At 72.6% G+C, this 19,254-nt stretch carries 17 protein-coding genes and 1 pseudogene; 12 read left to right on the forward strand and 6 right to left on the reverse strand.

The genetic code is table 11. From position 1 onward, the window contains the following. A pseudogene (locus tag ACJA3G_RS02145) lies at positions 1-215 on the forward strand (carboxypeptidase); the annotation flags it as partial. A 9-nt stretch (positions 216-224) separates the two neighbouring features. On the opposite strand, the gene ACJA3G_RS02150 reads toward ACJA3G_RS02145, so the two are convergent. Beyond that, positions 225-1,160 (reverse strand): FAD-dependent oxidoreductase, encoded by a 936-nt coding sequence (locus ACJA3G_RS02150; RefSeq protein WP_406551117.1) that lies wholly within the window; start codon positions 1,158-1,160, stop codon positions 225-227. Positions 1,161-1,225: 65 nt separating this feature from the next. On the opposite strand from ACJA3G_RS02150, the gene ACJA3G_RS02155 reads away from it, so the two are divergent. Both ACJA3G_RS02155 and ACJA3G_RS02160 read left to right on the forward strand, forming a co-directional pair. Then, positions 1,226-2,242, forward strand: coding sequence for an oxidoreductase (locus ACJA3G_RS02155; RefSeq protein ID WP_406551118.1), 1,017 nt, complete (start codon positions 1,226-1,228; stop codon positions 2,240-2,242). 124 nt (positions 2,243-2,366) lie between these two features. Further along, positions 2,367-4,004 (forward strand): ABC-F family ATP-binding cassette domain-containing protein, encoded by a 1,638-nt coding sequence (locus tag ACJA3G_RS02160; RefSeq protein WP_406551119.1) that lies wholly within the window; start codon positions 2,367-2,369, stop codon positions 4,002-4,004. A gap of 96 nt (positions 4,005-4,100) precedes the next feature. Here the strand turns inward: ACJA3G_RS02160 and ACJA3G_RS02165 are convergent, their stop codons facing one another. The 3 genes from ACJA3G_RS02165 to ACJA3G_RS02175 all read right to left on the reverse strand — a co-directional run bounded on the left by ACJA3G_RS02165 (position 4,101) and on the right by ACJA3G_RS02175 (position 8,318). Continuing rightward, complete coding sequence (locus ACJA3G_RS02165; protein WP_406551120.1) at positions 4,101-6,476, reverse strand: Tex family protein; 2,376 nt, start codon at positions 6,474-6,476, stop codon at positions 4,101-4,103. 67 nt (positions 6,477-6,543) lie between these two features. Then, positions 6,544-7,407, reverse strand: a complete 864-nt coding sequence (locus tag ACJA3G_RS02170) for an SCO6745 family protein (protein ID WP_406551121.1) — start codon at positions 7,405-7,407, stop codon at positions 6,544-6,546. 155 nt (positions 7,408-7,562) lie between these two features. Next, positions 7,563-8,318, reverse strand: a complete 756-nt coding sequence (locus ACJA3G_RS02175) for an enoyl-CoA hydratase/isomerase family protein (protein WP_406551122.1) — start codon at positions 8,316-8,318, stop codon at positions 7,563-7,565. A 76-nt stretch (positions 8,319-8,394) separates the two neighbouring features. Between ACJA3G_RS02175 and ACJA3G_RS02180 the strand changes: the two genes are divergently transcribed. Continuing rightward, a complete protein-coding gene (locus ACJA3G_RS02180; protein WP_406551123.1) occupies positions 8,395-9,063 on the forward strand; it encodes an HdeD family acid-resistance protein in 669 nt (222 codons plus the stop codon). Positions 9,064-9,193: 130 nt separating this feature from the next. Beyond that, the gene (locus ACJA3G_RS02185) at positions 9,194-9,694 is read left to right on the forward strand and encodes an ATP-binding protein (RefSeq protein ID WP_406551124.1); all 501 of its coding nucleotides are present in this window, start codon (positions 9,194-9,196) and stop codon (positions 9,692-9,694) included. Here ACJA3G_RS02185 and idi read toward each other — a convergent pair. Together idi and ACJA3G_RS02195 are read right to left on the reverse strand one after the other, a co-directional pair. Next, entirely contained in the window at positions 9,669-10,262 is a 594-nt protein-coding gene (idi, locus tag ACJA3G_RS02190; protein ID WP_406551125.1) for an isopentenyl-diphosphate Delta-isomerase, read from the reverse strand. The genes ACJA3G_RS02185 and idi overlap by 26 nt on opposite strands. Positions 10,263-10,451: 189 nt before the next feature. Further along, positions 10,452-11,393: a cation diffusion facilitator family transporter gene (locus tag ACJA3G_RS02195; RefSeq protein ID WP_406551126.1), complete on the reverse strand. Its 942-nt coding sequence runs from the start codon at positions 11,391-11,393 to the stop codon at positions 10,452-10,454. 440 nt (positions 11,394-11,833) lie between these two features. Here ACJA3G_RS02195 and ACJA3G_RS02200 point away from each other — a divergent pair, with 440 nt between their 5' ends. The 7 genes from ACJA3G_RS02200 (at position 11,834) to ACJA3G_RS02230 (ending at position 18,879) form a co-directional block, all read left to right on the forward strand. Continuing rightward, entirely contained in the window at positions 11,834-13,681 is a 1,848-nt protein-coding gene (locus ACJA3G_RS02200; protein ID WP_406551146.1) for a DUF5941 domain-containing protein, read from the forward strand. Next, entirely contained in the window at positions 13,678-14,415 is a 738-nt protein-coding gene (locus ACJA3G_RS02205; RefSeq protein ID WP_406551127.1) for a sugar phosphate nucleotidyltransferase, read from the forward strand. The genes ACJA3G_RS02200 and ACJA3G_RS02205 overlap by 4 nt, the downstream gene beginning before the upstream one ends. Next, on the forward strand, positions 14,403-15,464 hold the full coding sequence (locus ACJA3G_RS02210; protein WP_406551128.1) for an iron-containing alcohol dehydrogenase family protein: 1,062 nt from the start codon (positions 14,403-14,405) through the stop codon (positions 15,462-15,464). Before ACJA3G_RS02205 ends, ACJA3G_RS02210 begins: the two co-directional genes overlap by 13 nt. Beyond that, positions 15,442-16,221, forward strand: a complete 780-nt coding sequence (locus ACJA3G_RS02215; RefSeq protein WP_358835495.1) for a CDP-alcohol phosphatidyltransferase family protein — start codon at positions 15,442-15,444, stop codon at positions 16,219-16,221. Before ACJA3G_RS02210 ends, ACJA3G_RS02215 begins: the two co-directional genes overlap by 23 nt. Next, positions 16,218-17,102 (forward strand): glycosyltransferase family 2 protein, encoded by an 885-nt coding sequence (locus ACJA3G_RS02220; RefSeq protein WP_406551129.1) that lies wholly within the window; start codon positions 16,218-16,220, stop codon positions 17,100-17,102. Before ACJA3G_RS02215 ends, ACJA3G_RS02220 begins: the two co-directional genes overlap by 4 nt. Before the next feature lie 99 nt (positions 17,103-17,201). Further along, a complete protein-coding gene (locus ACJA3G_RS02225) occupies positions 17,202-18,083 on the forward strand; it encodes an ABC transporter permease (RefSeq protein ID WP_406551130.1) in 882 nt (293 codons plus the stop codon). Further along, complete coding sequence (locus ACJA3G_RS02230) at positions 18,076-18,879, forward strand: ABC transporter ATP-binding protein (protein ID WP_406551131.1); 804 nt, start codon at positions 18,076-18,078, stop codon at positions 18,877-18,879. The genes ACJA3G_RS02225 and ACJA3G_RS02230 overlap by 8 nt, the downstream gene beginning before the upstream one ends. The last annotated feature ends 375 nt before the right edge of the window (positions 18,880-19,254 follow it).

The raw sequence follows: 19,254 nt of genomic DNA on the forward strand, positions 1-19,254 counted from the left end.
GGACCCTCACCGACCCGCCCTGCGGCTACCGCCTCACCGCCGCCCGGTACGCCGAGGTGAAGGACCGCCTCGCCCTGCACGGCATCCGGGTACGGCGGTCCGGAGACGGCGCGTTCGTCCCGCTGCGCCAGCCGCTGCGGACGCTCGTGCCCCTGCTGCTCGACGCCCGCGCGCAGTACGGGCTGACGGCGGCCGAACCCGTACAGCGCTGCTGAGACGGGTTCTCACCGGAGGGGAGTGCGGGAGGCGGCGGCCAGTGCCGCCGCCTCCCGCGCACACCCCCAGGCCACCGTGACCCCGGCGCCGCCGTGCCCGTAGTTGTGCACCAGCAGACCGCCGGACGCCGTGGACTCCGCCTCGATCCGCACCCCGGTGTCCCGCACCGGGCGCAGCCCCACACGGTGGGCGAGCACCCGCGCCCCCGCGATCTCCGGCCGCACCCGCGCGCACCGCTCCACGATCCGCGCCGCGACGGCCGGGTCCGGGGTGAGGTCCCACACGTCGTCCTGCGCGGTCCCGCCGAGCAACAGCCCGTAGGGCTGCGGGAAGAAGTAGGTCGTCTCACCCGCGGAGTGGTCGACACTGGTGTACCACTCGCTCACCCCGGGGTTCTCCACGACCACCAACTGACCGCGCACCGGCCGCATCAGGGGGTCGGGGACGAGCGCACGGGCGCCCAGGCCCGTGCAGTTGACCACCACCGGCGCGTCCGGCAGGGCGTCCACCGCCCGGGTCTCGACCGTTCCGCCCGCCGCCTCCAGCCGTCCGCGCAGCCACGCCAGATGGACCGGCATGTCGATCAGGGGTATGCGGGCCCGCACGCCCCCCTCCGCCTGGTGCAGCCCCGCCACCTCGGCCGCCCAGGGCCCCAGTTCACCGAGCCGGATGCCCGCCTGCAGCCCCTCCACCAGCCGTACCCCGGTTCGGCCGGGATCGGCGGCCAGCTCCTCGTACACCCGCAGGGAGGCGAGGGCCCAGTCGCCGACGCGACCGGCGGGCTCGATGCGGTACGGCCACCACAGCGCCCCCGCGACCGCCGAGGTCGTCGCCTCGGCCGGATCCCTGCTCCACACCCGCACACGCCGGCCCGACTCCGCCAGGACCACCGCCGTGGTCAGACCGATGACACCGCCGCCCAGCACGATCATCTGCTCGCTCATGAAGGGACGGTAGCGGATGGGTGACACCCGGCTCGGATCCGTGGGCGGAGGAGGATACTCGGCATATGTCTGCCGAGTACGCGACCTTCTCCCTCGCCCCCGCGATGCGGGCGGGCGATGGCGCGGGGACCGGCTCGCCCCAAGTGCACCGTGAATTCATGGACTTCGTCGTCGACGGCCGGCCGCTGCTGCTCCAACTCGCCGACCTGGACGCCGTCTCCCCGCTCGCGGCGGACGTGCCGCCCGCCGTCCTCGGCGCCCAGGTGCGCAGCCTGCTCCTGGAGACCGAACCGCCGCTGGCCCAGGGGCGGTACGTGGTCTACGGCTGCCCGGAGTGCGAGGACCTGGCGTGCGGGGCGGTCACCGCCGTGATCGAGCGCTCCGGGGACGCCGTCGTCTGGCGGGACTTCGCCTGGCAGACCGGACCCGTGCCCGATCTGGTGCTCAACGGCTACCACGGCATCGGGCCGTTCCGCTTCCGCGCCGAGGAGTACCGGGCCGCGCTGGAACGGTTGTTGAGCGACGAGCCGCCCCGGCGCCGGGTCCTGCTGATCGGGGCCCGCGCGGCCGTCCTGGGCAGGCTCGCCGCGGCCCTGCGCTTGATCGGCATCGGCGCGGACATCACCGACGGCGTGACCGACGTGACCGGCGAAGAACTCCGCGCGTACGGGGCGGTCGTCTTCGGCCGCGCGGTCACCGAGGCCGAACGCGCGGCCACGCGCGCCGCTTTCACCCGCGCCCGGGCGCACCCCGTGTACGTGACGGGGCTCGCCCCCATCACCCCGCTCCTGGTGGCCCAGGTGGAGCAGGCGCTGGACCGCACGCCGCTCGCCCAGCGCCGGCTCACCTATCTGTCCGCCTCCCCGGACGAGGCCCGGCTCGCGGTCGGCGCGACCTGCCGCGTCCGGCTCACCGCCTACCGGCTGGACCGGCTGCGCCGCGTCCACGCCCAGGAGATCCTGGACGCGGTCCTCGACCCCGGCCCGCACCGCATCCCGCTGGACGAGCGCGCCCTGCGCGCGGACGCCTTCCTGGTCGCCCGCACCACCGGCGGAGTGATCACCACGGCGGTGGTGCGCTGAAACGGTCCGCGCGGAGGAGGGGGGAGCCGGTCCGCCGGTCAGTGGGACGGGGCGCCCGGCGGCCCGGACGCCACCCCGTCTCCGTCGGCCGGTGCCGGCGCGCCCCAGTAGGATCGGTGTCCTCATGACTGCCACTCTCGTCGCCAAGGACCTCGCCGCCGGCCACGGCGACCGCACGCTCTTCGCCGGGCTCGACCTCGTCGTCGCCCCCGGTGACGTCATCGGCCTCGTCGGGGCGAACGGGGCGGGGAAGTCCTCCCTGCTCCGTCTGCTCGCCGGACTCGACACACCGGAGGAGGGCGAGCTCCGGCTCTCCCCGCCCGGCGCCACCGTGGGGCACCTGCCCCAGGAGCCGGACCGCCGTCCCGGCGAGAGCGTGCGCGCCTTCCTGGCCCGCCGCACCGGTGTGGCCGCCGCCCAGGAGGCCATGGACGCCGCCACCCAGGCCCTGGTCGAGGGGGCGCCCGGCAGCGACGACGCGTACGCCGAGAGCCTGGAGCGCTGGCTCGACCTCGGCGGCGCCGACCTCGACGAGCGCGCCGAGGAGGTGGCCGCCACCCTCAACCTCACCGTCGGCCTCGACCAGCCGATGACCGCCCTCTCCGGCGGCCAGGCCGCCCGTGCGGGACTGGCCTCGCTGCTGCTCTCGCGCTACGACGTGTTCCTGCTCGACGAGCCCACCAACGACCTCGACCTCGACGGTCTGGAGCGCCTGGAGTCCTTCGTCAAGGGCCTGCGCGCGGGCACGGTGGTGGTCAGCCACGACCGCGAGTTCCTCGCCCGCACGGTCACCAAGGTGCTCGAACTCGACCTCGCCCAGCAGCAGATCACGCTCTACGGCGGCGGTTACGAGGCGTATCTGGAGGAGCGCGCCACCGCCCGCAGGCACGCCCGAGAGGACTTCGAGGAGTACGCCGACAAGCGCTCCGCCCTGGAGAGCCGGGCCCTGATGCAGCGCGGCTGGATGGACAAGGGCGTCAAGAACGCCCGCCGCAAGGCGGGCGACAACGACAAGATCGGCCGCAAGTTCCGCAGCGACGCCAGCGAGAAGCAGGCCTCCAAGGCCCGCCAGACCCAGCGCATGATCGAACGCCTGGACGTCGTCGACGAGCCCCGCAAGGAGTGGGAGCTGCGGATGGAGATCGCGAGCGCGCCCCGCTCGGGCGCCGTCGTCGCCGCCCTCAGCCAGGCCGAGGTCCGGCGCGGCGACTACACCTTCGGCCCCGCCACCCTCCAGATCGACTGGGCCGACCGCGTGGCCATCACCGGCGCCAACGGCGCGGGCAAGTCCACGCTCCTCGCCGCCCTGCTCGGCCGCATCCCGCTCGACGCGGGACGGGCCACGCTCGGCTCCGGCGTCGTCGTCGGCGAGGTCGACCAGGCCCGCGGCCTCTTCGTCGGCGACGAGCCGCTGCTGGAGGCGTTCTGCGCGGCCGTCCCCGACACCGAGCCGGCCGAGGTGCGCACCCTCCTCGCCAAGTTCGGGTTGCGGGCCGACCACGTGCTGCGCCCCGCCGCCTCGCTCTCGCCCGGCGAGCGCACCCGGGCGGCGCTCGCGCTGCTCCAGGGCCGGGGCGTCAACCTGCTCGTCCTCGACGAGCCGACCAACCACCTCGACCTCCCGGCGATCGAGCAGCTGGAGTCCGCCCTCGACTCGTACACCGGCACGCTGCTCCTGGTCACCCACGACCGGCGGATGCTGGACGCGGTCCGCACCACCCGGCGCGTCGAGGTCGCCGACGGCAAGGTCACCGAGCAGTAGGAGAGCGGTAGGGCAGCGGCAGGACACCACCGGCCGCCGGGGCGGCACGGGTGGAGCGGCGCCCCGCCCCGGGCCGCCGCTCCACCCGCCGCGTCCCTAGCGACGGCCCTTCGGGTCCAGCAGGCCGGCCTTGCGCAGGGCGTCCGCCATCGCCCCGTTCGCCGGGGGCGGCGGCGTCTGGCGGCCACCGCGGTCCCGGCCGCCGCCGCCCTGGCGCTGCTGCCCGCGCTGCTGCGGGGGGCGTCCGCCCCGCTGCTCCCGCTTCGGGGCGCCGCCCGGGGCGGTCGCGGTCGCCTCGTCCTCCAGCCGCAGCGTCAGCGAGATCCGCTTGCGCGGCACGTCGACGTCCAGGACCTTCACCTTGACGATGTCGCCCGGCTTGACCACCTCGCGCGGGTCCTTCACGAACTTGTCCGACAGCGCCGAGACATGCGCCAGGCCGTCCTGGTGCACACCGATGTCGATGAACGCGCCGAACGCCGCAACGTTGGTCACCACACCCTCCAGGACCATCCCCGGCTCCAGGTCGCCGATCTTCTCGACGCCCTCCTTGAAGGTCGCCGTCCTGAAGGCGGGGCGCGGGTCGCGCCCGGGCTTCTCCAGCTCGCGCAGGATGTCCGTCACCGTCGGCAGACCGAAGGTCTCGTCCACGAAGTCGTCCGGCCGCAGCGACCGCAGCACCGCCGTGTTGCCGACCAGCGCCGCCACCTCGCTGCCGGTGGTCTTCACCATCCGGCGCACCACCGGATACGCCTCGGGGTGCACGCTGGAGGCGTCCAGCGGGTCGTCGCCGCCGCGGATCCGCAGGAAGCCCGCACACTGCTCGTACGCCTTCGGGCCCAGCCGCGCCACGTTCTTGAGCGCCTTGCGGGAGCGGAACGGGCCGTTGGCGTCCCGGTGCGCCACGATGTTCTCGGCGAGGCCCGCGCCGATGCCGGAGACGCGCGAGAGCAGCGGCGCGGACGCGGTGTTGACGTCCACCCCGACGCCGTTCACACAGTCCTCCACGACCGCGTCCAGCGAGCGCGAGAGCTTCACCTCGGAGAGGTCGTGCTGGTACTGGCCGACGCCGATCGACTTGGGGTCGATCTTCACCAGCTCGGCGAGCGGGTCCTGGAGGCGGCGGGCGATGGAGACCGCGCCGCGCAGCGACACGTCCATGTCCGGCAGCTCCTGCGAGGCGAACGCCGACGCCGAGTACACGGAGGCGCCCGCCTCCGAGACCATCACCTTGGTGAGCTTCAACCCCGGGTGTTTGGCGATCAGTTCACCGGCGAGCTTGTCGGTCTCCCGGGACGCGGTGCCGTTGCCGATGGCGATCAGCTCCACCGCGTGCTCCTCGGCGAGCCGGGCCAGCTTGGCGACCGCCTCGTCCCACCGGTTCGCCGGGACGTGCGGGTGGATCACGTCCGTCGCCACGACCTTGCCCGTGGCGTCCACGACGGCCACCTTCACGCCCGTACGGAACCCGGGGTCGAGGCCCAGCGTCGCGCGCGTCCCGGCCGGGGCGGCGAGCAGCAGGTCGCGCAGGTTCGACGCGAAGACCCGCACCGCCTCGTCCTCGGCGGCCGTGCGCAGCCGCAGCCGCAGGTCGATGCCGAGGTGGACGAGGATGCGGGTGCGCCACGCCCAGCGGACGGTGTCGGCCAGCCACTTGTCGCCCGGGCGGCCCCGGTCCGCGACGCCGAAGCGGCGCGCCACCATGTTCTCGTACGCCGAGGGGCCGGGGATCTCCGCGTCCTGCGGGCCCTCGGGTTCCAGGACGAGGTCGAGGACGTCCTCCTTCTCGCCGCGCAGCATCGCCAGGACGCGGTGCGAGGGCAGCGCCGTGAACGGCTCGGTGAAGTCGAAGTAGTCGGCGAACTTGGCGCCCGCCTCCTCCTTGCCCTCGCGCACCTTCGCCACCAGGCGGCCCCTGGTCCACATGCGCTCGCGCAGCTCGCCGATGAGGTCGGCGTCCTCGGAGAACCGCTCGGCGAGGATGGCGCGGGCGCCGTCCAGGGCAGCCGCCGGGTCCGCGACGCCCCTGTCCGCGTCGACGAACGCCGCCGCGGCGGCGAGCGGCTCCACCGACGGGTCGGTCAGCAGCCCCTGCGCCAGCGGTTCGAGGCCCGCCTCACGGGCGATCTGCGCCTTGGTGCGCCGCTTGGGCTTGAAGGGCAGATAGATGTCCTCCAGGCGCGCCTTGGTGTCGGCGGCGCGGATCTGCCGCTCCAGCTCCTCGGTGAGCCTGCCCTGCTCGCGGACGGAGTCGAGGACCGCCGTGCGGCGGTCCTCCAGCTCCCGCAGATACCGCAGCCGCTCCTCCAGGGTGCGCAGCTGGGCGTCGTCGAGCATCTCGGTCGCTTCCTTGCGGTAGCGCGCGATGAACGGCACGGTCGACCCGCCGTCGAGCAGCTCGACGGCGGCCTTCACCTGCCGCTCCCGTACGCCGAGTTCCTCGGCGATCCTGCCTTCGATGGACGTCGTCACGTTCCCGTACCGCCTTCTCGCAGAGCCTGAAGGCGCCATTGTGGCAGGCGGCACCGACAACAGGCGGTCAGCCCTTGCCGACGAGGTCGGCCGGGAACGCCCCCGCGGCCACCGCCGTCATCAGCAGCCCCCGGGCCAGCTCGGTCAGCCGCTCCACGCCCTCCGCGCCGAGCAGTTCGTACGGGGCGGAGTCCAGCCGGTCGGTGCGGTCCTCGACCTCGGCGCGCAGGGCGGTGCCGGCCTCGGTGAGTTCGCCCGCGGCGTCCAGCAGGCCGCGCTCGCGCAGCCGGGCGACGGCCGCCTCCCAGTCCGCGCGCCGCCAGCCGCGCGAGCCCAGGACCCAGCGCGGCGCCATCCCCTTGCCGGTGGCGGTGTGGCTGACCAGGGCCTCCAGCGGGTCGAGGCCGGCGTCGAGCAGCGCGGTGAGGTGGCCGTCGCCGCGGTGCTCGCGCAGCAGCGTCGCCGCGTGCCAGTACGCCAGGTGCGGCTCCTCGGGCACCGGCAGGTCGGCGTGGGCGGCGTACAGCGGCCGGGCGTGGCGGGTGCAGCCCTCGGTGGCGCGCAGCGCGAGGCGGGCGGCCTCCGCCATCTCCGGCGAGGCCACGACCTCGTCGCCGAGCAGCCGCCGCAGGGTGCGGTCGGCGGCCCGCAGCCGGGCGTCGAGGACAGCCTCGGGGGAGGCGATGTCCCACACGGCGGGCACGTGCCGGGCGACCAGCTCGTGGTTGAAGTTGTAGAACGTGGCGGTGATGGTGCCGGGTCCGACCGCGCCGAGCGCGGCGGCGCGCCCGGCGAAGTAGGCGGCGCGCTCGTCCTCGACACCGAGCTGCTTGAGCTCGTCGGTGTAGTCGGGGGAGAAGTAGACCGTCGAGTGCAGCGGGTTGACGGAGTTGTGGCAGCGGCGGCCGGCGCGCGGCGGGAGAGACGTCATACCCGCAGGTTACCGACTGGTCGGTACGGAGTGAAGCCCCGAGGGCGTTCGGGTGCGCCGGGGGAGGAGAGGGTCCGCGTGAGGCGCGCGTGTCCGGCGGGCCACCGGCCGGGCCGCGACCGCGCGGCGGCCCCGCGCCCAGGGAGCGCCCCGGCTCAGCCGGACGCGGTCCAGCCGAAGCGCGGAACCCTGCGCTCCAGGAACGCGGCGACGCCCTCTTCGGTGTCGCCGCTGCCGCGCGCCTGCTCCGTCCAGTACGCGTCCCGGTCGGTGCGGCCGTTGGCGAACTCCTTGGCCGCCGCCTGGGTGAGCTGCGAGCGGGCGGTGAGGACGCGGGTGAACTCGGCCACCCGCTTGTCCAGTTCCCCCACCGGCAGCACCTCGTCCACCAGACCGGTCCGCAGCGCCCGTGCCGAGTCGATCAGCTCGGCCGAGAACAGCAGGTACTTCGCGGTCGCAGGCCCCACCAGGGCGGTCAGCCGCCGGGTGGAGGAGGAGGCGTAGACGATGCCGAGCCTGGCGGGCGTGATCCCGAAGGAGGCGCCCTCCTCCGCGAAGCGCAGGTCGCAGGCGGTCGCCAGCTGGCAGCCGCCGCCGACGCAGTGGCCGCGCACGGCGGCCAGTGTCGGCTTGGGGAAGGCGGCGAGCGCCTCCTCGGCCCCCACCGCGAGCGACCGGGGGTCCTCGCCCGGCCCCGGCGCGCGCAGCGAGGAGATGTCGGCGCCCGCGCAGAACGTCGGTCCGGCGCCGGTCAGCACCAGGGCCCGTACCTCGCGGTCGGCGGCGAGCTCGTCGAGGAGCGGCGGCAGCGCCCGCCACATCGCGGCGGTCATCGCGTTGCGCTTGGCGGGGTTGCTGATGACGACGGTGGCCACGCCGTCGGCCACGGTGTGCTCCAGCTGCGGCTCCATGCGCCGGATGCTATCCGGGCGGACCGCTCCTATGATCAAGAGGGGGCCGACCCGGCGATGCCACGAGGAGACGCTGATGGTTGCACCCGCATCCGCACGTGACAGCAGGAAGCTCCGCCGCAGTTTCGGCCGGCTGACCTTCCTCGGCGCGGTCCTCGCCCTCGCGGGCCTGGTCGGCCTCGTCTACACCGGCGTGGCGACCCTGACCTCGATGCTCCTGTTCGGCTGGCTGCTGCTGGTCGGCGGCGTGGTCGGGCTGGCCCACGCGATCCAGTCGCGCGGCGCCAGCTTCTTCTGGCTCGGCGTGGTGGTCGCGGCCCTGAACATCGCGGCCGGTGTGGTGGTCATCCGCCGCCCGGAGGGCTCGGCCGAGGCGCTGACCATGTTCGCCGCGCTCCTCTTCCTCACCGGCGGGGTGTTCCGGCTCGCCGGCAGTGTGGTGGTGCGCGGACCGCAGATGGGCTGGACGCTGGTGCAGGGCGCGTTCGGCGTGCTGCTCGGGGTGCTGGTCCTGGCGAGCTGGCCGAGCAGCAGCCGCTATGTGATCGGCTGCTTCTTCTCGCTCGCGCTGCTCTTCGACGGCCTCGGTCTGATCGCGCTCGGCATCGGCGGGCGGCACATCGTGGGTCTGGTCACCGAGTCGGGGGCGGGCGCGGACGCCCGGGGGAGCGCGTCCGTACCGCAGACACCCCCGCAAGCCATGGCAAAGCCGTCAGATAGCGATCAGGCACCTTTTGAGAAGTGACATCTGCGGGCGACAGCGATCAGAACGCGTCGATACCCGCTGACTTCTGTTCAGTCGACCGGTCCGGACCATGTCAGTCCCCACTCTTGACCAAGAGCCTGACTGCCGACTGCGAGGGTGGTGCCGGAACATGGAGATCCGCGGGAGCGTGCCACCCGACGCCGCACCGGCCAGGCCGTTCCCGTACGAGGGAGTCTGGCGCTTCACCGCCCCCGCCGTCGACGCCTCGGTCCCGCAGGCCCGGCACGCCGTGCGCGACCTGCTCCGCCGCCAGGGCGTGCCGGTCCCCGACGACCTCTTCCAGGGCCTGCTGCTGATCGTCTCCGAGCTGGTCACCAACGCGGTCAGGCACGCGGCCCTGCTCTCCCCGCAGGTGGCCGTGGAGGTGGCCATCGGCGCCGAGTGGATCCGGGTCTCCGTGGAGGACAACCACCCCTACCGCCCCAAGGCGCTGGAGACCGACTACGGCCAGACCGGCGGGCGCGGACTGCTGCTGGTGCGCGAGATCACCTACGAGGCGGGCGGGGCCTGCGACGTGGAACAGACGGCGAGCGGCGGCAAGATCATCTGGGTGGCCCTGCCGCTGACCCCGGCCCCCGGCACGGTCACCAGCCCGCGGCAGGCCCTGTGAGCTCACGGACGGCGGGCCGGGCCGCGTCGAGCACGGTCATGAACCAGGCGGAGAAGGGGGCCCGCTCGTGCAGGGCGGCCAGCTCCTGCGGCGAGACGAAGGCGGTCTCGTAGACCTCCTCCGGGTCCGGTCGCACCGGCGACTGCACCAGACCGACGAAGAGGTGGTTGTACTCCTGCTCCACGAGCCCCGAGTCCGGGTCCGGGTGGTTGTAGCGGACCGTGCCGCCCTCGGCGAGCAGCGAGGGCGAGACGCCCAGCTCCTCGTGGGTGCGCCGGGCCGCCGCCGCGAAGGGGGACTCACCGGGGTAGGGGTGCCCGCAGCAGGTGTTCGACCAGACACCGGGGGAGTGGTACTTGCCGAGCGCGCGGCGCTGGACCAGCAGCCGGCCCGCCGGGTCGAAGAGGAAGACCGAGAACGCCCGGTGCAACAGACCGGGTGCCTGATGGGCGGAGAGCTTCTCCGCGGTGCCGATGGTATTGCCGCTCTCGTCGACCAGTTCGAGCATGATCTCTTCGGCGGTCCCGTTCGACGAGCTGCTCGCCGTAGTGGCTGGTGTGGTCGGCATAACCATCCTTCGCTTCGGTCCTCGGCTGCCAAGTCTGCCGTACAAAAGCGGCGTGTCCGCACTTCGACGGGCAGCGCATGTCCGTAATGCGCCGGGTGTGCGGCACCGTCGAAGAAGGGATCGTGCCCAGCCGTACCGGCCCGGAACCATCGAACATGTGAACGAGGGTGGCCGCGCGGTGTCCGGCCGTCAGTGGCAGAGCCGGGCCTCGTGGGCCGCGTGGCCGCTCGGCTCCAGCTGGAAGGTGCAGTGCTCCACGTCGAAGTGGTCACCCAGGCAGCCCTGGAGATCGTGCAGCAGCCGCTCGTGGCCCACCGAGTCCAGCGCCTCCTGGCTGACCACCACATGGGCGGAGAGCACCGGCATCCCCGAGGTGATCGTCCAGGCGTGCAGGTCATGGACGTCCTCGACGCCCGGCAGGGCCACGATGTGCGCCCGGACCTCGCTCATGTCGACGCCCTGGGGGGCGGCCTCCAGCAGTACGTCCAGCGTCTCCCGCAGCAGCTTCACCGTACGCGGGACGATCATCAGGCCGATCACCAGCGAGGCGACGGGGTCGGCGGCCTGCCAGCCGGTCGTCATGATCACCACGGCCGAGAGCAGCACCGCCACGGACCCGAGCGCGTCCGCGAGGACTTCGAGGAAGGCGCCCCGCACGTTGATGCTCTCCTGCTGGCCGCGGACCAGGAGCGAGAGCGAGACCATGTTCGCGACCAGGCCGATCAGGCCGAAAACGATCGTGGTGGCACCCGAGGTGTCGGCCGGCTCGACGAACCGCTGCACCGCCTCGTACAGCACGTATCCGCCCACGCCGAGCAGCAGCAGACAGTTGGCGAGCGCGGCCAGGATCTCGGCCCGGGCATAGCCGAACGTCCGGTTGTGGCCGGCCGGGCGGTTGGCGAAGTGGATGGCGAGCAGCGCCATCGCCAGCCCCAGGGCGTCCGTCGCCATGTGCGCCGCGTCCGCGACCAGGGCCAGCGAGTCCGCGAGCAGGCCGCCGACGATCTCGACCACCATCACGCCCAGCGTGATGCCCAGGGCCACCCGCAGCCGCCCCTTGTACGCCGCGGCGGCCGTCTCGGTCGGCGCCGACCCGCCGTGCGCGTGTCCGTGGTCGTGCCCAGCCCCCATGGAAGGCCACCTCTCAGACTCTTGGCATGGTTGTGCGATCTGCGTACGAGGGGTCAGTGAACTACGGGCGGGGGGTATGGGGCAACACGGCACTGAACACCGTTGTCATATGCTCTGACCTGCGGAAACGCCCTGCTTGCCGAGCGCGTACGCCATTCGCACAGGCGTCGCAGGTCAGAGCGGTGCGCGGGCGCGGACGACGGCGCGCGGCCCCGCGTCCGGCGGACGGGGGGCGGTTTGTGGGGCGCGGCCCCGATCGACGATGATGATCCACGCGGCAGCCCCCTGCCGCAGGGCCCGATCGGGGCGTAAACAGGCGATGAACTCCCGGTTCCACGCATCCGATAGCCTCCCGATAGCCTCTGCCGACGCGCCGCCCGCCGCTTCATTCCGGGCCGGCCTCGGACATCAGCCATGCCAGCTCCAAGGAGTGAGTTCGTCTGTCGACCGCCATCCTGACCGGCCTGCCGGTCCCCGGGTCGCAGCTCGGGCCCGAACTGCGCTCGCTGGGCTTCGACGTACGGTCCGCGCGGCGGCCGGAGGATCTGCCCGGCCTGCTCGCCGAGGTCCCGCCCGGTGAGCGGGTCGCCCTGGTCGACCCGTCCTTCGTGGGCCATACGCACGCCCTGCGCCTCGCCCTGACCGACCCCCGGTTCCCGGCGGCGGCGATCCCCGGCGCCCTGGCCGTCCAGGCGGAGGCCCGCCCCGCGCTCGCGCGCGCCCTCGCGGACCGCACCGGGCCCGCGGCCGTGGCCGACGGGGGCGCGGCCGTCGCCGTGAACGCCACCGGCACCGGCGTCCTCACCGACCGCCTCGCCGCAGCCCTCGGGGACGGCGGCGTCGCCGTGCACCGCCCCGAGCTCGGCTCGCTGGTGGCCACCGTGCCCGCCGGGCCCGAGGCCGCCTTCACCGCCCGCAAGGCCGTGGACGCGGTGGACGACGAGGCGGTCCGGCTGCGCAACGCGGTGAAGTCCCGCGACGGGTTCTTCACCACCTTCTGCATCAGCCCGTACTCGCGCTACCTCGCCCGCTGGTGCGCCCGCCGGGGCCTCACCCCCAACCAGGTCACCACCGCCTCGCTGCTCACCGCGCTGATAGCGGCCGGCTGCGCGGCGACCGGCACCCGCGCCGGCTTCGTCGCGGCCGGCGTGCTGCTGCTCCTCTCCTTCGTCCTGGACTGCACCGACGGGCAGCTCGCCCGCTACTCGCTCCAGTACTCCACGCTCGGCGCCTGGCTGGACGCCACCTTCGACCGGGCCAAGGAGTACGCGTACTACGCGGGCCTGGCGATCGGCGCGGCCCGCGGCGGCGGCACCGACGACGTATGGGCGCTCGCGCTCGGCGCGATGGTCCTCCAGACCTGCCGCCACGTCGTGGACTTCTCCTTCAACGAGGCGCACGTCGTGGGCACGGGCGCGAACGCCAACAGCAGCCCCACCGCGGCCCTCTCCGACCGGCTCGACTCCGTCGGCTGGACGGTCTGGGTGCGCCGGATGATCGTGCTGCCGATCGGTGAGCGCTGGGCGATGATCGCCGTGCTCACCGCCGTCACGACCCCCCGGATCGTCTTCTACGCGCTGCTGATCGGCTGCGCCTTCGCGGCCTGCTACACCACGGCCGGGCGCGTGCTGCGCTCGCTGAACCGCCGCGCCACCCGTACCGACGGGGCCGCGCGGGCCCTCGCGGAGCTGGCCGACACCGGGCCGCTCGGGGAGTTCTTCGCCAAGATGGCGCCGATCCGCCGGGGCGCCTGGACCGCCCCCGTGGTGGCCCTGCTCGGCGCGGCAGCGCTGCTGGCCGCGGCCCTCACCCAGGACGTCGACGGTTGGCACGTCGTCCTCGCCGCGGCCCTCTACGCGGCCTTCTCCGGCGCCGCCGTGGGCCGCCCCCTCAAGGGCGCCCTCGACTGGCTGGTGCCGCCGTTCTTCCGGGCCGCCGAGTACTGCACGGTCCTGGTCCTCGCCGCCCGCTCCGAGGTGGACGGGGCGCTGCCCGCGGCCTTCGGACTGGTGGCGGCGGTCGCCTACCATCACTACGACACGGTCTACCGCATCAAGGGCGGCTCCGGCGCGCCGCCGCGCCTGCTGGTCCGCCTGGCCGGCGGCCACGAGGGGCGGACGCTGGTGGTCGCGGTGCTCGCCGCGACCCTCGCCGACCGCGGCACGGACTTCACCCTGGCGCTCACCGCCCTCGCGGTGGCCCTGGCGCTCCTGGTGGTCGTGGAGTCCATCCGCTTCTGGGTGTCCTCCGGAGCACCCGCAGTACATGACGAAGGAGAAACGGCATGATCGGCCTCGTACTCGCAGCCGGTGCAGGACGGCGTCTGCGCCCCTACACCGACACGCTCCCGAAGGCCCTCGTGCCCGTCGACGGCGAGACCACCGTCCTCGACCTCACACTGGCCAACTTCGCCGAGGTGGGTCTGACCGAGGTCGCGATCGTCGTCGGCTACCGCAAGGAAGCCGTGTACGACCGCAAGGAGGCCCTGGAGGCCAAGTACGGCGTCACGCTCACGCTGATCGACAACGACAAGGCCGAGGAGTGGAACAACGCCTACTCCCTGTGGTGCGCGCGTGAGGTCCTGAAGCAGGGCGTCATCCTCGCCAACGGTGACACCGTGCACCCGGTCTCCGTCGAGAAGACGCTGCTGGCCGCGCGCGGCGAGGGCAGGAGGATCATCCTCGCCCTCGACGCGGTCAAGCGCCTCGCCGACGAGGAGATGAAGGTGATCACCGAGCCCGGCAAGGGCGTGCGGCACATCACCAAGCTGATGGACCCGGCGACCGCAACCGGCGAGTACATCGGCGTCACCCTCATCGAGCCGGAGGCGGCCGAGGAGCTCGCGGACGCCCTGAAGGCCACCTTCGAGCGCGACCCCGACCTGTACTACGAGGACGGCTACCAGGAGCTCGTCGACCGCGGCTTCACCGTCGACGTGGCGCCCATCGGCCAGGTCTCCTGGGTCGAGATCGACAACCACGACGACCTCGCGAAGGGCCGTGAGATCGCGTGCCAGTACTGACCCGGCTCATCCCGTCGCCGGTCGTCGTCGACATCAGCCGGGGCGCCCTGGACGATCTGGCGGGCCTCCTGGCGGACCAGCGGATCTCGGCCTCCGGCAAGCTGGCGATCGCGATCAGCGGCGGCTCGGGCCAGGCGCTGAGCGAGAAGCTGGCGCCGGTGCTGCCGGGCGCCGACTGGTACCCGGTCGCGGACGGCACCATCGACTCGGCCGTGCGGCTCGGCGACGACATCAAGGGCAAGCGGTACGACGCGGTCGTCGGCCTGGGCGGCGGAAAGATCATCGACGTGGCGAAGTACGCCGCGGCGCGGGTCGGACTGCCCATGGTGGCGGTCGCCACCAACCTCTCGCACGACGGCATCTGCTCGCCGGTCTCGATCCTGGACAACGACAACGGCCGCGGCTCGTACGGCGTGCCCACGCCCATCGCCATGGTCATCGACCTCGACGTCATCCGCGAGGCCCCGGTCCGGTTCGTCCGCTCGGGCGTCGGCGACGTGATCTCCAACATCTCCGCGATCGCGGACTGGGAGCTCTCGCACCGGGTCAACGGCGAGCCGGTGGACGGTCTGGCCGCGGCCATGGCCCGTACCGCGGGCGAGTCCGTGCTGCGCCACCCCGGCGGCGTCGGCGACGACGAGTTCCTCACCGTCCTGTCCGAGGCGCTGGTCCTCTCCGGCATCGCCATGTCGATCAGCGGCGACACCCGCCCCTCCTCCGGCGCCTGCCACGAGATCAGCCACGCCTTCGACCTGCTGTACCCCAAGCGCTCCGCGCTCCACGGCGAGCAGGTCGGCCTCGGCGCCGCCTTCGCCATGCACCTGCGCGGCGCCGCCGAGCAGTCCGGGCTCTTCGCCCAGGTGCTGCGGCGGCACGGCCTGCCCGTGCTCCCTCAGGAGATCGGCTTCTCCGCCGACGAGTTCGTCCGGGCGGTGGCGTACGCGCCGCAGACCCGGCCGGGCCGTTTCACGATCCTGGAACACCTCAACCTGTCCGCAGACCAGATCAAGGACGCTTACGCCGACTATGCAAAAGCCATCGGTAGCTGAACTCCGCCCGGTCGTGCACCCGCCGGGCGTCAAGGACCGGCGGAGCGGCGAGCACTGGGGCGGCCGGCTCTACATGCGCGAGGTCTCCCTGCGCGTGGACCGGCACCTGGTGACCACCCGGGTCACGCCCAACCAGCTGACCTATGTGATGACCGTCGCCGCCGCCCTCGCGGCCCCGGCCCTGCTGGTGCCCGGGATCTGGGGCGCCGTCCTCGGCGTGGTGATGGTCCAGCTGTACCTGCTCCTCGACTGTGTCGACGGCGAGGTCGCACGCTGGAAGAAGCAGTACTCGATGACCGGCGTCTACGTGGACCGGGTCGCCGCCTATGTGTGCGACGCGGCGGTCCTGGTCGGCTTCGGTCTGCGGGCGGCCGACATCTGGGGCTCGGGGCGGATCGACTGGCTCTGGGCCTTCCTCGGCACCCTCGCGGCCCTCGGCGCCGTCATGATCAAGTCCGAGACCGACCTCGTCGGCGTCGCCCGCCACCAGCAGGGCAAGCCGCCGGTCAAGGAGACGGCCTCGGAGCCGCGCTCCTCCGGCATGGCGCTGGCCCGCCGGGCCGCCGGGGCGCTCAAGTTCCACCGGCTGATCCTCGGCATCGAGGCGTCCCTGCTGATCCTGGTCCTGGCGCTGGTCGACCACGCGCGCGGCGACCTGTACTTCTCCCGGCTCGGCGTCGCGGTGCTCGCGGGCATCGCGCTCCTCCAGAGCGTGCTGCACCTGGTGTCCATCCTCGCCTCCAGCAGGCTCAAGTGAGTGCCCCGCTGAAGGTCGGCGCGGTCGTCATCACCATGGGCAACCGGCCCGAGGAGCTGCGTGCGCTGCTCGAATCGGTCGCCAAGCAGGACGGCGACCCGGTCCAGGTCGTGGTGGTCGGCAACGGCGCCCCGGTCCCGGACGTCCCCGAGGGCGTACGGACCGTGGAGCTGCCCGAGAACCTGGGCATCCCCGGCGGTCGCAACGTCGGCATCGAGGCGTTCGGCCCGTCCGGCGCCGAGGTCGACATCCTGCTCTTCCTCGACGACGACGGGCTGCTGGCCAACGCCGACACGGCCGAGCTGTGCCGCCGGGCGTTCACCGAGGACCCGCGGCTGGGCATCATCAGCTTCCGTATCGCGGACCCGGAGACCGGGGTCACCCAGCGCCGCCACGTCCCGCGGCTGCGCGCCTCCGACCCGATGCGCTCCTCGCGCGTGACGACCTTCCTGGGCGGCGCCAACGCTGTACGGACGAGGGTTCTCGCGGAGGTCGGCGGGCTGCCCGACGAGTTCTTCTACGCCCACGAGGAGACCGATCTCGCCTGGCGGGCGCTGGACGCCGGCTGGATGATCGACTACCGCGCGGACATGGTCCTGTACCACCCCACCACGGCGCCCTCCCGGCACGCGGTCTACCACCGGATGGTGGCCCGCAACCGGGTCTGGCTGGCCCGGCGCAACCTGCCGGCCCTCCTGGTCCCCGTCTATCTGGGGGTCTGGATGCTGCTCACGCTCGCCCGGAAGCCCTCCGGGCCCGCCCTCAAGGCGTGGTTCGGCGGCTTCAAGGAGGGCTGGACCACTCCCTGCGGCCCGCGCCGCCCGATGAAGTGGCGCACGGTCTGGCGGCTGACCCGGCTGGGCCGGCCGCCCGTCATCTGACACTCTCGGGTCGGGCACATCGGATGGGGGCCGTCCGGCCCCGGGCACTTCGGGCAACGGCCATCGGGCGTACTTCTTTGAAAGCGAAAGTTTCCTCTTGTGAGTGACACAACTCTGTCCCCGGCGGAACTCGCCGCCAAGCACGGCCTGGCGGTGAGCGGCGCCCGGCCGGGGCTGCGCGAATACTGCCGCCAGCTCTGGGGGCGGCGCCACTTCATCCTGTCGTTCTCGCAGGCGAAGCTGACCGCCCAGTACAGCCAGGCGAAGCTCGGCCAGATCTGGCAGGTGGCCACCCCGCTCCTCAACGCGCTGGTCTACTACTTCATCTTCGGCGTGCTGATGAACGCCAAGCGGGGCATCTCGTCGGACGTGTACATCCCGTTCCTGGTGACGGGCATCTTCGTCTTCACCTTCACGCAGAACTCGGTGATGGCGGGCGTCCGGGCGATCTCCGGCAACCTGGGCCTGGTGCGCGCGCTGCACTTCCCGCGCGCCTCGCTGCCGATCTCCTTCGCGCTCCAGCAGCTCCAGCAGCTGCTGTTCTCGATGATCGTCCTGGTCCTCGTGGTGGTCGCGTCGGGCAGCATGCCGATGGCGTCGTGGCTGCTGATGGTGCCGGTCCTGGCGTGCCAGTTCGTCTTCAACACCGGCCTGGCGCTGATCATGGCCCGGCTGGGCAGCAAGACCCCGGACCTCGCCCAGCTGATGCCGTTCGTCCTGCGGACCTGGATGTACGCCTCCGGCGTCATGTTCAGCATCAAGGTGGTCCTCCAGGGCAAGCCGCACTGGGTCGCCCAGGTCCTCCAGGTGAACCCCGCCGCGGTCTACATGGACCTGGCGCGGTACTCCATGATCGACGGCTTCGGTACCAACAACCTGCCCCCGCACGTGTGGGCGCTGGCCGTGGGCTGGGCGCTCGTCGTGGGCGCCGCGGGCTTCGTGTACTTCTGGAAGGCAGAGGAGCAGTACGGTCGTGGCTGAGGACAACATCCGTATCGCCGACGCGAGCGGCGAGCGCATCCCGACCGTCATCGCCGACGATGTGCACATCGTGTACACGGTCAACGGCACGGGCGGCGGGCGGGGCAGCGCCACCGCCGCGCTCAGCCGGATAGTGCGGCGGGACACCGGCGAGTCGCGCGGCATGCGCAAGGTGCACGCGGTGCGGGGCGTCTCCTTCACCGCCTACCGCGGCGAGGCGATCGGTCTGATCGGCACCAACGGCTCGGGCAAGTCGACCCTGCTGCGGGCGATCGCCGGACTCCTGCCCCCCGCCAAGGGCCGGGTGTACACCAACGGCCAGCCCTCGCTGCTCGGCGTCAACGCCGCGCTGATGAACGAGCTGACCGGCGAGCGCAACGTCATCCTGGGCGGCCTGGCCATGGGCATGTCGCGCGAGGAGATCAAGGAGCGGTACGAGGAGATCGTCGACTTCTCCGGCATCAACGAGAAGGGCGACTTCATCACGCTGCCCATGCGGACGTACTCGTCCGGCATGGCGGCCCGGCTGCGGTTCTCCATCGCCGCCGCCAAGGACCACGACGTCCTGATGATCGACGAGGCGCTCGCCACGGGTGACCGCAAGTTCCAGATCCGCTCCGAGGAGCGCATCCGCGAGCTGCGCAAGCACGCGGGCACGGTGTTCCTGGTCAGCCACAGCATCGGCTCCATCCGCGACACCTGCAACCGGGTGCTCTGGCTGGAGCGGGGCGAGCTCCTGATGGACGGACCCACGGACGAGGTCGTCAAGGCGTACCAGAAGGAGACGGGCCGCTGACACCCGGTCACCGTCCGTACGCCGTCGAAAGCTCCCGTCGATCAACCCCGGCGGGGGCTTTCGCGTCCTCGGGGGCGGTCCTCATGGCGGACCGGAATGTCAAGGCTGGGTCAAGTCGCCTGCGCCGGGGGAAGGTTGGCGCGGATTGAAGTGTTCTTGTAATGCGCGCAACACCCCGACGTGTTGTCGGGCGTTGTACAACGTAAGCTGTACTGGTGTTGATCGTGACGGACGGGCGGCACCGCCCCGGGCGCCCCGCGCGGGAGCCGTTCTCCACTCGGGAGGCTCGGCGGCGTGTCCGAAATGGGATGTTTTGGGTCGGCGGTGTAGAACGGGAGATGTGACGGCAATGGCTACGGGAAATCTCCACCTGCG

Origin of the sequence: Streptomyces sp. YS-3 (assembly GCF_045257485.1) — a bacterium.
GTDB lineage: Bacteria > Actinomycetota > Actinomycetes > Streptomycetales > Streptomycetaceae > Streptomyces.

What these genes read in the sequence shown, in the direction of transcription:
- ACJA3G_RS02150 (WP_406551117.1), bottom strand. Translation starts at nt 1,160, where the DNA reads ATGAGCGAGCAGATGATCGTGCTGGGCGGCGGTGTCATCGGTCTGACC.
- ACJA3G_RS02155 (WP_406551118.1), top strand. Translation starts at nt 1,226, where the DNA reads ATGTCTGCCGAGTACGCGACCTTCTCCCTCGCCCCCGCGATGCGGGCG.
- ACJA3G_RS02160 (WP_406551119.1), top strand. Translation starts at nt 2,367, where the DNA reads ATGACTGCCACTCTCGTCGCCAAGGACCTCGCCGCCGGCCACGGCGAC.
- ACJA3G_RS02170 (WP_406551121.1), bottom strand. Translation starts at nt 7,407, where the DNA reads ATGACGTCTCTCCCGCCGCGCGCCGGCCGCCGCTGCCACAACTCCGTC.
- ACJA3G_RS02175 (WP_406551122.1), bottom strand. Translation starts at nt 8,318, where the DNA reads ATGGAGCCGCAGCTGGAGCACACCGTGGCCGACGGCGTGGCCACCGTC.
- ACJA3G_RS02180 (WP_406551123.1), top strand. Translation starts at nt 8,395, where the DNA reads ATGGTTGCACCCGCATCCGCACGTGACAGCAGGAAGCTCCGCCGCAGT.
- ACJA3G_RS02185 (WP_406551124.1), top strand. Translation starts at nt 9,194, where the DNA reads ATGGAGATCCGCGGGAGCGTGCCACCCGACGCCGCACCGGCCAGGCCG.
- idi (WP_406551125.1), bottom strand. Translation starts at nt 10,262, where the DNA reads ATGCCGACCACACCAGCCACTACGGCGAGCAGCTCGTCGAACGGGACC.
- ACJA3G_RS02195 (WP_406551126.1), bottom strand. Translation starts at nt 11,393, where the DNA reads ATGGGGGCTGGGCACGACCACGGACACGCGCACGGCGGGTCGGCGCCG.
- ACJA3G_RS02205 (WP_406551127.1), top strand. Translation starts at nt 13,678, where the DNA reads ATGATCGGCCTCGTACTCGCAGCCGGTGCAGGACGGCGTCTGCGCCCC.
- ACJA3G_RS02215 (WP_358835495.1), top strand. Translation starts at nt 15,442, where the DNA reads ATGCAAAAGCCATCGGTAGCTGAACTCCGCCCGGTCGTGCACCCGCCG.